This window comes from Blautia sp. Marseille-P2398 (genome assembly GCF_964240315.1).
GTDB lineage: Bacteria > Bacillota > Clostridia > Lachnospirales > Lachnospiraceae > Blautia_A > Blautia_A wexlerae.
In genome coordinates this window covers 127,937-141,530 of sequence record NZ_CAXSTD010000012.1, presented here as the reverse complement: position 1 = coordinate 141,530, position 13,594 = coordinate 127,937, and the positions used below count along the sequence as shown (strand labels likewise).

Here is a 13,594-nt window from a genome sequence, read left to right as displayed (position 1 = left end):
AAATCCATGCAGAAGTAAATTCTACAGGTATAGAATTTACTCTTGCAAGGTAGAATTTAAAAATACATTTAACCGTGTACGAAATATGTTAACTTTAAACCAATAATATAATGTCAGATAAAAAAAGGAGAAATTCCTTCTTTTTTGTTGCTGATATTACAGTAAAATCTGAAGATGAAACACCAACAGATGATTTGTTCTGTAAACAGTGAACACACTGTTGTGTTCGGAAAAGAGATACACAGATGGCATTAAGACGTGAGAGAATGAGGCTTGGTGACATGCTCATCAGGCAGAATGTACTGACTGAAGATGAATTAAAGAAAGCCCTGGAATTGCAGAAGGGAAGCGGCAAGAAGATCGGTGAAGTTTTGGTAGATAATGGCTTTATCACTGAGGATATGATCGTTCGTGCCCTCCAGATGCAGCTGGGGCTTAAAGTCGTTCAGCTGACAGGCGTGACGATCCCGAAAGAAGTCCGAAACCTGGTCAGTGTGGACATTCTTAAGAAATATACCTGCATTCCTTTTGAACTGGATCCCTACAACGCCAATATCCTTCATCTGGCAATGGCAGATCCGATGGATATGGCTGCAATCGATGACATCTCTATCGTGACAAACCTGCAGATAGAGCCTTACATTGCTACAACCAGAGATATTCTTGCGGCAATCGACAGATGCTACGGCGCATCAGAGACACTGGATGCAGCCAGACGATTTACTCAGGAGAGAGCACAGCTTCGTGGAGGAGCAGCAGACGACGATACAGATACGGATGTAAGTGATGCACCTATTGTGCAGCTGGTGCGTTCCCTTATTGAACAGGCAATCCGCCAGAGGGCCAGTGATATCCATATCGAAGCTCTGGAGAACAAAGTCCGTATCCGTTACAGGATCGACGGTGCACTCTATGAGCGTATGGTATATGACAACAGCCTTCTCCCTGCAATCTCCACCCGCATCAAAATCCTTGGGGGTATGGATATCTCAGAGAAAAGGAAACCTCAGGACGGACGTATGTCCATTATGGTAGACAGACAGGACTATGATATCCGAATTTCCTCTCTGCCTACTGTACACGGAGAGAAGATCGTAATGCGACTCTCTTCAAAACTGAACCTTACACGTAACAAGAAAGATCTGGGACTTCCACCCGATGAGATGGAACGTTTCAACCATATGCTGGCTAGTCCTTTCGGGATCATTCTTGTAACAGGACCGACAGGAAGCGGTAAATCCACTACCCTGTATACAGCATTAAGTGAATTAAATAAAGAAGCAGTCAATATCGTAACAGTAGAGGATCCTGTGGAGGCAGATATTGAGGGCATCAATCAGGTACAGGTCAACAACAAAGTAGACCTGAATTTTGCGTCAGCCCTTCGTTCCATTCTCCGTCAGGATCCGGATATCATTATGATCGGTGAGATCCGAGACAGGGAGACTGCTGCTATTGCAGTACAGGCTTCCATAACAGGACATCTGGTTGTATCTACATTACATACCAACAACGCAGTAGGTACTCTGAACCGTATGGCGGACATGGGAGTGGAGAGATATCTGATCGCAGATTCTGTTGTAGGAGTTATCGCACAGCGCCTTGTGCGTAAGCTGTGCAGCCACTGTAAAAAAATGCGTCCTGCCACCTCTGAGGAGAAGAGAGTGCTGAGGATGAACACACAGGAGGACGTAAATGTCTATGAACCCTGTGGCTGTGATTTCTGCAGCCATACAGGATATTACGGGCGTATCGGTGTGTTCGAGATCATGGAGGTCAATGACGAGATCCGCGACCTGATCGCAGAGAATGGAACAACAGAGGAACTGGAACGCGCAGCCAGAAACAGCGGAATGCGCACACTGAGAGAGAATGGTATCAACTATGTGCTGAACGGCACCACTTCTGTGGAAGAGATGCTTAAGGCATCTTATGAATGATTGAGACTTATAGATTATTAATTTTACGACTATTAATATAGAAGGAATTCCTGCGGAACCGGAGTTCTCCGGAGATTCTCAGGGAGTTACGAGGCAGATTAGGAAATATGTATAATTTAGACGAAATACTGATACAGTCAGTGAAGGTAAGGGCTTCCGATATCCACCTGACAACCGGCAGGCCGCCAAGCTACCGGATCGATGGTGTACTGGCTCCCATAGAGGGAGAACGCCTTACTCCGCAGATGCTGGAAGATATTCTCATGCCCCTGATGGATGTCCGTCACAGAGAAGAACTTCAGAATAACGGACAGACAGACTTTGCATATGCCATCTCAGGTGTGGGACGTTTCCGCGTAAATGTATTTAAACAGAGAGGAACACTTGCTTCCGTTATGCGAAGCCTTCCTTTCAACATCCCGGAACCTGAGGATCTTGGTATTCCTGCAGAGGTAGTGGAGATGACCACGCGGAAAAGAGGTCTCATTTTGGTAACAGGGCCGACAGGAAGCGGGAAATCAACCACATTGGCTTCATTGATCCATGTGATCAACAGGAATTATCCTTACCATATTATTACATTGGAGGATCCGATCGAATATCTGCACAGACATGATAAATCTGTGGTAAACCAGAGGGAGATTGGCAGTGATTCAACGAATTATGCACAGGCACTGAGGGCTGCACTCCGAGAAGACCCGGATGTGATCCTGGTAGGAGAGATGCGAGACCTGGAAACCATTTTCACTGCCATCACAGCGGCGGAAACCGGTCATCTGGTATTTTCCACCCTTCATACTATCGGTGCGGACAAGACTATCGACAGAATCATCGATGTATTCCCGCCAAATCAGCAGCAGCAGATAAGGATCCAGCTTGCCTCTGTATTAGAGTGCGTTGTATCCCAGCAGCTTCTCAAGAAAGCAGACGGAAGCGGCCGTGTAGCTGCACTTGAAATACTTTTTGCAAATAATGCAGTGCGAAACCTGATCAGAGAGAGCAAGACCTATCAGATCTCATCTGTGATGCAGACCAGCAAACGTGCAGGAATGCAGACGATGGATGATGCACTGTATGACTTATATATGAGAAAACTGATCGATGCGGACAATGCAGTGACATATGCCCAGGATCCGGTCAGCATGAACAAAAAAGTCAGCTTTGACTTCTGACAGAAACCCGATCTGGCAGACACCCTGAGCCTGACTGACAGAAAGAAGTGATAAGATGCCGGGTTTTACCTACGTGGCAGTAGATAAAAGAGGAAAAGAGAAAAGAGGAAGTATTGAGGCTGACAACAAAGAGAAAGTTATAGATATCCTGAAAAACGACGGGCTGATTCCAGTCTCTGTAAAAGAACAGGGCGCCCTGAACAAAGAGATAGATTTCTCCATAGGAAAGAAAGTAAAGCCAAGAGATCTCAGTGTATTCTGCCGTCAGTTCGTCAGCATCACTCAGGCAGGTGTCCCGATGAAGGAAGCCCTGCAGATGCTTTCAGAACAGACAGAGAACAAATGGCTGAAGCGTGCCATCTCAGAGGTACTTCTCAGTGTGGAGAAAGGAAATACACTGGCAGACTCCATGAGAGGCCAGTCAGATATTTTCCCGCCAATGCTTATCAATATGGTAGAGGCAGGTGAGAACTCCGGAAGCCTTGAGATGGCTTTCACACGAATGGCAGTACAGTTTGAGAAGGAAGCCAAGCTGAAGGCAACTATCAGAAAGGCAACCATCTATCCGATCATTCTGATTATTGCAGCGATTGGAGTTGTGGCTGTTATGCTTCTGTTCGTTATTCCGATCTTTATTGATATGTTTGCAGATCTGGATGTGGAGATGCCGGGAATCACCATGTGGGTTATGAATACCAGTGAGTGGATGACAGAACACTGGTATATGATCCTGGGACTGATCATTCTGGTAATCGTGGCATATAAGATGATTTATAAGACAGAACAGGGCAGACTTGCCATCGACAGGGTTAAGATGAAGATGCCCTTGTTTGGCAAGCTGACAGTGAAGACAGCCTGCGCACAGTTTGCAAGGACAATGAGTACACTGTTGTCGTCGGGTATCTCCACTATTGATGCACTGGAGACAGTGTCCAAGATCGTCAATAACATCCATTACACAAATGCGCTGCTGAAAGCACGTGAGGAAGTTATGAAAGGTATTCCGCTGTCAGAACCGCTAACAGCCTCAAAGATCTTCCCGCCTATGGTGTGCCACATGACTGGGATCGGTGAGGAGACTGGTAATATTGAGGATATGCTGGAGAAGCTGGCGGATTACTATGACGAAGAGGTGGAGATGACTACCCAGAGTGTACTGGCGGCTATGGAGCCGTTAATCATTGTGTTTATGGCTGTTGTGGTCGGTACACTGGTTGTGGCGGTGGTTTCACCGATTGGGGCTATGTACAGTGGATTGGATAATCTGTAATAAAAGTCCCGGATTGCGATTGGGAACCGCAATAAAAGTTTCCGGAGAAACAGGATGTGCTGTAGTCTGGCATAGGAGACTGCATTCATCAGATACACACACTAAACATGAAAAGGAGAGATGTAAAATGTTCAAATGGTTCAAGAACAAAAAGAAAGATAACAAAGGTTTCACACTTGTTGAACTTGTTATCGTAATTGCAATTCTGGCAATCCTCGTAGGTCTGCTGGCACCACAGTACACCAAATATGTAGAAAAATCCAGAAAAGCAGCAGATGCAAGCAATATGGATGAGATGGTTAAGGTAATTAAGGTTTATGCGGCTGATCCGGCGAATGAGTTGGAAGCGGGAACATATACAATTGTTATGTCTAAAGAAAAAACAACAATTAATGACAAGGAAGAGCCAGCAACTGATGAAGATATTGCTAAATTAACAGGATGGGAAAAAGAAATGCACGCTTCCATTCCTAATTGGTCAAAAACGACCGTAAAATCCCAAAAATGGGGTGATAAGGGAGCTTATGATACTATTACAGCTAAAGTAACAGTTGGAAACGATGGAGGTACATCAGTAAAATATGAAGGTGCCAAATTCAATAACTATATGACAACAGGCTCAGAAGCAGGTAAACAGTAATTATATTGTGTTATAGTGAGGTGAAAAAATGTTTAAGAAAAATAAAAAAAATAATAAGGGTTTTACCTTAGTAGAATTAGTAATTGTAATTGCAATTCTTGCAATCTTGGTTGGTTTATTAGCACCACAGTATACTAAATATGTAGAGAAATCCAGAAAAGCAGCAGATGCTAGTAATATGGATGAGATGGTTAAAGTAGTTAAAGTTTTCGCAGCTGATCCTACGAATGAACTTGCAGCTGACACTTATACAATTAAAATTAGTGCGGATAAAGCAACTGGTACGGATAAATCAACAACTATTACTCCAGGAAAGAATACCACTGTTGTTACTAAACTCATAGCAGAAATGGATAAAACTATCCCGAATTGGTACGATACCGTTACTAAGTCTAAAAAATGGAAGAGCGGAGAAAAGGCAGCAATTATAGCTGTAGTAACTGTTAACGAAGAGGGTGGAACAAGCGTAAGCTATAAGGTAGATGGAGATGGAAGTGCTACAGATCCATTTGCAAACTATATGAAGACTGGTACTGACGGAATTCAGTAATAAAAATTTGCATATCACATTATTTTTTAATCTGCTATAGCTTATAAAAAGAATTATTAGATTATGATGATATCAAGCTAAACAATGATTTCGGGAATCATAAGGTAAATACCTATGATTCTCGAAATATTAATATGACTTACTACAAATAAAGAAGTCTGGCAAAAATTAATGTTTCACTTCAATAGAATAAGGCTCAGAAGATGCCAAATAACGATAAAAACGAAAGGATTTTCCTATGCTCCTTTTTTTAAATTTACTCCCTTACATAGTTATTTTTATATTCGGAATTACCATTGGAAGTTTCCTGAATGTCTGTATTTACCGGATTCCGTTACATGAGTCCATTGTGACGGTGCCGTCTCATTGCATGACTTGTGGGAAGAAGCTTAAGTGGTATGATATGGTTCCGGTGTTTAGCTGGCTGGTGCTTGGAGGAAAGTGTCGTAACTGTGGCTCTTCGATTTCAGCGCAGTATCCTAGCATTGAAGCAGTGAACGGGTTGATTTATGTACTGATCTGTGCAGTCAATGGTCTGAACAGTTTCAGCCTGATCTATTGCCTGATGGCGTCAGCTCTTCTGGTTCTGAGTGTGATTGACTGGCGGACTTATGAGATTCCTTTTGGAATCAATGTGTTTCTGTTTGTCCTTGGAGTTGCCATGGCTGTGCTTGACAGGGGGAATCTGGTGGAGCATTTGATTGGGATGGTCTGTGTCAGTGGTGTGCTGGAGATTCTTTATCTGGTGAGCGGTGGCGGAGCGATCGGCGGGGGTGACATTAAGCTGATGTTTGCCTGTGGTCTGATCCTGGGATGGAAGCTGATCTTGCTGGCTTTTGTGCTGGGATGTATTATCGGCTCTGTGGTCCATATTATCCGCATGGTGAGAAAGAAGGCAGGGCGTATGCTTGCCATGGGTCCTTATCTGTCAGCCGGGATTTTGCTGGCTGCTTTGTGGGGAAACAGGTGGATCAGCTGGTACCTGTCATTAATTTTTAACTGAAAATCATAGAATTTTTCAGTTAGAAAAATGAGTTTTAAAATGTTTTATCTGTTAAAATTTATTTTTGTAATTGAAAAAGGGCGGTTGTCTGCAGAGGGCAGCGGCTTATACGGAGGAAAAATACAAATGGCGAGAATTTTGAGTATAGAGGCAGAGGCATCTCAGATCAGGGTTGCGGAAGTTGAAGTACGTGGCAAAAAGGGAAAAATCCATAATTGTTTCTGTATACCGGCACCCCAGGGAGCTGTGGAGGATGGACAGATCCGTGATACAAAAACTCTCGGAGAGAATCTTAAGGCAGAGCTTTCCCAGAGAAAGATCAGGACAAAGAAAGTATATTTTGCCACAGGTTCTACCAGGATCGCAAGCAGGGAAGTCCGTATCCCTTTTGTGAAGGCAAACAGGATACAGAGTATTATAGAGGCAAATGCCACAGATTATTTTCCCATTGATGTGAGTAAGTATGTGCTGTCCTACAGTGTGATTGATGTGGAGAGCCAGAAATCTGAGGACGGGAAAGAAGAGACAAAGCAGTACCATCTGATGGTTTATGCTGCTCCGAAAGCAATCTCAGCAGCTTACAGTGAGTTTGCGGAGAATGCAGGACTGACAATGACCGGGATCACCTGCACAGGTGACAGTATTTATCATTCAGTAAAGGATGAGTATGCAAAAGGAACTCATATTCTGGTTAAGGTGGAATATACGGGAACCAGCATTACGATCATCCAGGATGGTGAACTGACCCTCCAGCGTAATATTAATTATGGTGTGGACAGTGCGGCAGAGACAGTAAGGGCTTTCCCGGAGTTTGGGGACAGGCTGGATGCGAATGAGGCTCTGAATGTGCTTTGCAGCAGAAAATGTATCAATCCTTTCCTTGACATGGAGTCTTTTGACGAAGAAATCTCTGATGAGGAGAGAATGCTGGAAACTGCCAGAGCTGAGGTGACAGAAAGCCTCAGATACCTGATCGGAAATATTTCCCGTATTATGGACTATTATATTTCTCGTCATACGGATACAAACTTTGATTCTATCGTATGCTGCGGTCTTGGCGCACGGGTAAAGGGGCTGATGCTTCTTCTTACCAATGAGCTGGGACAGCAGGTGGACGTATTACAGGAGTTTAAGAATTTTGCCCTGCCTGCAGGCGGGGACGCACAGGAAGCCTGCCTTTACGCTGCAGTTCTTTCACCGGGCACTTCAGGTGTAAACCTGATGGACAAGGTCAACAGAAAGAAGAAAGAAAAAAAAGAGACTTTAAGTGGTGCCATCATTATCTGTGTGGTCGGAACAGTGGCAGGAGTTGTGCTGACAGCTGCCGGATATGCAAACCGTATTTATCAGCAGCATGAGCAAGAGCGGCTGAATCAGAGAATCTCAGAAGAGAGCTCCATTGAGGAGATTTACAGTGCTTATACCAGTGCAAAGGCACAGTATGACAATTATCAGAATATGTATCAGTATACAAATACCCCAAATGAGGGACTTAAGAATTTTATCGAAGAGCTGGAAGAGAAAATGCCTTCGGATATTACAGTGGAGAACTTCAGCTCTACAGGAACGCAGGTCAGCTTTTCCATGCGTGTAGGCAGCAAATCGGCAGCAGCGAACACGATTATGCAGCTTCGTACCTTTGAGAGTCTGGAAACGGTAACGACGACAGGAATCGATGAGGGAGAAGACGGAACTGTGTCACTGAGTGTGCTTTGTACCTATTCAGATCCGGCACCACTGGATTCAGACACAGAATAAGGAGGCAGAAATCAAGATGGACATGAATATTTCTATGCGCGATAAAAAAATACTGCTGATGTTCTTGGGCGTAGGTATCTTTGCTGCCGGATATTTCTTCGGATATCGTCCGCAGATGGAGGAGGCTGAGAGTATTCAGGCTTCTAACGCACCTTTACAGGAACGATTAAATGATTTGATAAAACTGGCTGAGAATAAAGATTTCTATCTGGAAAAGACAGATTCCATCAATGCAAAGATTGACGAATATACATCAGCATTTCCGGCAGATATCCGTTCAGAGGACGGAATTGTGCTTTCCATGAATATGGAGGATTCTCTGGATATGCAGATTTCCAACGTAGGACTTGGTACCAGGGAGTTTATAGCGGCTCTTGATGGAAGTACAGAGGATCCGTTGCTCAATATGCCTGATGAAACTTTGTCGGAGCAGGCAAATGCCCAGACGCAGGAGCAGCTTGATGAGATCGAAGGTACGGATGTGCAGGGCGACAAGGAACGCCAGAATGCTTCGGATGAAGAGGTGGCGAATCTGAATCAGACGTTTACGACTCCGGTGCTTTACCGCACACAGGACAGTATGCAGTTTACCGGTACGTATGCAAGCCTTAAGGATATGGTAGATTATCTCGCAGATCAGAGCGGCAGAATGACACTTGATAATGTAAATGCTTCTTTTGACTCTACTACCGGAAACCTTACAGGAAGTATTACCGTTAATATGTTCTCCATGGCAGGAACCGGCAAGACTTACACTGAGCCGGATGCAGGAAGTGTGGCGTACGGAACCAGCAATATTTTCGGAACCATTGAATCTGGCAAGAAGAGTAAGAAAAGTAAAAAGAGTAGGAAGAAAGCCGCAGAGACAGCTGATGCACAGAGTGCAGACAGCACGACAGACCAGGCGGCTTCCGATACTGGCGTTGACGGCCAGAATACCAACAGTCAAGAAGGAGAAAATACGCAGGATGCAGCAGCCCCTGTTGATAGCGCCGAGCAGGCACAATAAGGAAAGTATGTTAGAGGGGAGAGATATAAGGCCCCTCTAACTGTGTTTTATGAGGAAAAGAGCATTTTGATTATAAATTATGACAGAAGAGAAGGAATCATACAGTTGGACAGAAAAATGAAAAATAATTCAAACGCAGGTATGACACTGCTCGAAGTAATCATCGCAGTGAGTATTTTTTCAATATCTGCAATCGTGCTCCTGCAGAGCTTTGTGACTTCGAGCCGGATCAATAAGAAGTCTAATACATATCTGGAAGCTACCAGTACAGCACAGAATGTGATGGAAGAAATAAAAGCAAAGAGATTTCAGGAGGTCGCACTTGCGTTTAATTATCCTGTTGATCTTACTACCAATAGCAGCAGATTTACATTTCTGGATTCACAGCTTTCTGAAATTAAGGATAATACTCTGGAGATTAAAGAAGTTGCCAGGGACGATGATGGCAATTATATAAATGTGCGAAAGTATAATAAAGCAGATGGTGATGACGATTCAAAAGTTACTGCATCCGTAATTTCTCATGATAGTGGAAAAACCTACAAGTTTAATGCAAATGACAGTGGAAAATATTATTATTCTATGTCTAATGTGAAGAATCTTAAGGAAACTTTTGATGTGCTGGTTGAATTTGACGGGGGAGATGATACGCAATATAGAAAAAAAACGATTTCCAATAATGAATATGGAAAAAATGACTATCTGTCCCCGAACATTGCGAAGCTTGACACAAAAAAAAACGCGTTTCTTATTATGGAGAAAGACTGGTGTTCAAGAACAAAAATAGAAGAACTGATGATTAAGCCGCAATGGAGAGCGGCACATGAAAAGTGGCAGGATGAATATGATGACTGGGTTATAAGGCATACTTTCGAAGAGAGGCAAGAAGATGGAACTATAATATATCATCCGACTTCGGAAGAAATTTTGAATTACAAACAAGAAAATCCTGAACCATCAGAATTGGATTATGAAGATGTTTATGCACATACAAGGCGTATTTTGAAAATTAAGCTGGAAAAGAGTGGTGGCGGAGGTATTATTGTAAAAGCAAGATATATTTTATGTGCGTATGATTACACAAAGGCTAATGCCAAAGCGTCTGAATATGCAACAATGTCGTTTTGTCCATGTGAAGGTGAGAGTGCAAATCTTAAAGATGGTGAAGAAAAGCAAGCTGACTGTTTCTGCACAGTGTACAATGATTACACGACTTTTTACAGTTCTGAGAATGAAGATGATCTTCAGAATATATATATATTCTATTATCCAAATTATAATTCCCAGAATATTGTTAAGCCATTAGATGAAATATATTTTGATAATACAGATATTAAGGTAAAAGAAGTAAATTATCCGGTTAATCTTTATGTTACAAAACAGCGTGACGAGAAGAATAATGAGCCAACTTCAGCACAGGAAATGCAGTACAAAATGTCTCTTACTATACAGGAAAGTCCTACAAAACCATGGAGCGCGAATATGGGATTGTATAAGGCGTCCACCACATTGCTGACAAATCTTGATTATGATATCAGTAATATTAAGGAAATTCCGAAACGTATTAGTGCAAATCAGATGAAGCTGACTTATACAGATATGAGTAACCATAAAACGTCCGGATATAGTGCCAAGAACATTTTGTCATATAATGGTCTTGATAACCGGCAGGCGGAAGACCGCATTTATAATGCCGTTGTAAAGGTATACAAGCAGGGAGCGGCACAAAATAATTTCCCGGAAAAGGATATGATTGTCAGTCTTGATGGGGCAAAAGAAAACTAACAGTCAGGAGGAATAAAGGTAAAATATGAATCAAATTTCAAAAAGAAAAAAGAATCAGGGTTTTTCCTTACTGACAGTAATTGTAGCTGTTGCATTTATTGGAATTCTGGGAATGCTCATTTTATACATTGCAATGGCGAATTTTCAAATGAAGATCACAGACTTAAAAGGAAAAGACAGCTTTTATACAGCAGAGAAAGCGCTGGAAGAAGTCAGGACAGGTTTGCAGGAGGATGTTGGAGAGGCAATGTCTACTGCGTATATCAAGGTTCTTGAGACTTATTCCCAAGATTCAGATGTGACTTCTGCAGATGCTACACTGGACGAATTAAGGCAGGCAAGTTTCAAGGAGTTATTTGTTAAAGAGTTGACTGAACGTTTGAAAAAAGGGACAGATACTTCTCAGTATGACCTGCAAAAAATTAACGGGTATCTGGATCTTACAAATGAGACTGAATTTGACAATGCCAAAGAGACGGTGATTGTTACAAATCCAACAGGCAAATCACCTTCTATGATAAAAGATGTAAAAGATGGAATTCTTCTTAAGAATCTGAAGGCTATTTATGTAGATGCGCAGGGAAGGGCTTCGATTATTGAAACAGATATTCGTCTTGGTATTCCCAAAATTCAGTTTCCTACTCCATCCACACTTCCAGACTTGATGAATATGATTGTTGTTGCAAATAAAGGAATTGTATGTGAGGGCACAGACATTACTCAGGAGACTGTGATTCAGGGAAGTGTATATGCAGGTCTGCTGAAGGATAAACAGTCTGATCAGATGATAGCAGATGGCTCAGATAAGGTCAGCGTTGAAATTACACCTGGTGCAAAATTGTCTGTTTCATCAGGGGATAAATTTGTCTGCCAGGGAAATATCAATGTAGGCGCCGGAGGCAGATTTTCCAGTGGCTCTATTGTATCTGTCTGGGCTCAGGGGATAAACCTTACATCCGCAACAGTTGAACTTTTGGGAAAAACTTATTTGGCAGATGACTTGACAGTAAATACTGGAAAGAACAGTAATGTGAAGATAGAGGGAGAATATTATGGATTTGGCGCAGCAGATTCTGCTAAAACCTCCAAAATATATCATAATAATGACGATAAAGAGGGAGTTACACCTGTTTATGATTACAAGGGACGTTCAGATTCTTCATTAAGCAGTGCCATTGTTATTAATGGAAAGAATACAACAATGGACTTGTCGGGCGCACAGAGAATTATGCTTGCCGGAAAAAATTATATTGCAAGTACGAAAATTCCGTCTGAAAGAGGAAATAAATCGGATATCATGACAGGAGAGAGTCTTACTGTAAAGGGGACTCAGCTTGCATATCTGGTACCTGCTGAATTGATTGGTGATGGAACACAGACAAATCCTATGACGTATGATCAGTATGTGACGCTAACAGCAAATGATAAAAAAATAGTGATTAATGACAGTGTTCCTGTGACTCAGTGGGGAAATCAGACGCTGAAACAGATAGGCGTAGATGAATCAAAACCCGTACAGGAAGTTTTTTATAATGATAATGTTGCCGGAGGAGGATTTGTATATTTTTATTTAAATTTCACAGACAGTACAAAAGCGGCTACATTTATGCAGACATATTATGCTGTTGAGAATATAAAGACAAATATGGACGAGTACTTAAGCTTTTATTTTGGCGAAAATGCCGGTGTAAAGGTAAATGATCCACAGGCATATCTGCGATATATTACGAATGGAAATGTTTTAAGTTCTATTTTGGATGCTGATGGAAAGACACAGAACGGACACCTGTATGAGGCGACAGATACAAGGCCTGGAAAACTGCTTAGTGAGGAACAGGTGAAATACCAAAATATGTGGTATACCTTAAATAGAAAGATGATATCAAGTTATGATCTGCTGAAGAAAGATGTTAAAGATACAGAGGTAAATTCTCATGATGAGAGACAAAGCAACAGGACTGTGTTTGATAATCTGGTAAATAAAGACGGGATGCGTAGGTTTATTAATGAGAAAGGAACGACATCTTCTGATGGATATAAGGAATATCGATTTAATACTGAAAAAGATAACGCAGGTTTGACAGCTATTATGGCTGACAATGAGAATATAGATACACTGACAATCAATTCAGAAACAGCAAAAAAATTGCGTCTGGTGGTATGTACTGGAGATGTAAAGATTGATGTTGGAGTAACTTTCAATGGCATTATCATGGCGCAGGGAAAAATTACTTTAGGTTCCGGTGCTAAACTTATTTCATCTCCGTTGGAAGCTGCGAAAGTATTTCAGGCACAGATGGATGCAGAAGCAGGAGAAAAAATATCTCCTAAAGATTTCTTTTGGGAAGGTGATCAGTATGTTCTTGGCAATTCTACAGCGACAGGAACTACATCAGGTAACAATCTTGCTGATAACACATATGACCTGGCACAATGTGTAACTTATGAAAACTGGAAGAAGAAATAG

The 13,594-nt window shown here is 42.1% G+C and carries 10 protein-coding genes; all 10 read left to right on the top strand.

Annotation, left to right across the window (positions count from 1 at the left end; all coding sequences use genetic code 11):
• Positions 1 to 245 precede the first annotated feature (245 nt).
• The 10 genes from ACESZG_RS14165 (at position 246) to ACESZG_RS14120 (ending at position 13,594) form a co-directional block, all read left to right on the top strand.
• A complete protein-coding gene (locus ACESZG_RS14165) occupies positions 246 to 1,940 on the top strand; it encodes a GspE/PulE family protein (RefSeq protein WP_173699430.1) in 1,695 nt (564 codons plus the stop codon).
• Positions 1,941 to 2,047: 107 nt separating this feature from the next.
• A complete protein-coding gene (locus ACESZG_RS14160) occupies positions 2,048 to 3,112 on the top strand; it encodes a type IV pilus twitching motility protein PilT (RefSeq protein WP_368210861.1) in 1,065 nt (354 codons plus the stop codon).
• 55 nt (positions 3,113 to 3,167) lie between these two features.
• Positions 3,168 to 4,382 carry a type II secretion system F family protein gene (locus ACESZG_RS14155; protein WP_368210862.1) on the top strand — a complete coding sequence of 405 codons (1,215 nt, stop codon included), beginning with the start codon at positions 3,168 to 3,170 and terminating at the stop codon, positions 4,380 to 4,382.
• A 127-nt stretch (positions 4,383 to 4,509) separates the two neighbouring features.
• On the top strand, positions 4,510 to 5,022 hold the full coding sequence (locus tag ACESZG_RS14150) for a type II secretion system protein (protein WP_368210863.1): 513 nt from the start codon (positions 4,510 to 4,512) through the stop codon (positions 5,020 to 5,022).
• A 28-nt stretch (positions 5,023 to 5,050) separates the two neighbouring features.
• Positions 5,051 to 5,572 (top strand): type IV pilin protein, encoded by a 522-nt coding sequence (locus tag ACESZG_RS14145; RefSeq protein ID WP_368210864.1) that lies wholly within the window; start codon positions 5,051 to 5,053, stop codon positions 5,570 to 5,572.
• A gap of 238 nt (positions 5,573 to 5,810) precedes the next feature.
• On the top strand, positions 5,811 to 6,575 hold the full coding sequence (locus tag ACESZG_RS14140) for an A24 family peptidase (RefSeq protein ID WP_368210865.1): 765 nt from the start codon (positions 5,811 to 5,813) through the stop codon (positions 6,573 to 6,575).
• Between the two features lie 126 nt (positions 6,576 to 6,701).
• Complete coding sequence (gene pilM, locus ACESZG_RS14135) at positions 6,702 to 8,333, top strand: pilus assembly protein PilM (RefSeq protein ID WP_368210866.1); 1,632 nt, start codon at positions 6,702 to 6,704, stop codon at positions 8,331 to 8,333.
• Between the two features lie 16 nt (positions 8,334 to 8,349).
• A complete protein-coding gene (locus tag ACESZG_RS14130; RefSeq protein ID WP_368210867.1) occupies positions 8,350 to 9,342 on the top strand; it encodes a hypothetical protein in 993 nt (330 codons plus the stop codon).
• Positions 9,343 to 9,408: 66 nt separating this feature from the next.
• Positions 9,409 to 11,127 carry a prepilin-type N-terminal cleavage/methylation domain-containing protein gene (locus ACESZG_RS14125; protein ID WP_368210868.1) on the top strand — a complete coding sequence of 573 codons (1,719 nt, stop codon included), beginning with the start codon at positions 9,409 to 9,411 and terminating at the stop codon, positions 11,125 to 11,127.
• Between the two features lie 25 nt (positions 11,128 to 11,152).
• Positions 11,153 to 13,594 carry a type II secretion system protein gene (locus tag ACESZG_RS14120; protein WP_368210869.1) on the top strand — a complete coding sequence of 814 codons (2,442 nt, stop codon included), beginning with the start codon at positions 11,153 to 11,155 and terminating at the stop codon, positions 13,592 to 13,594.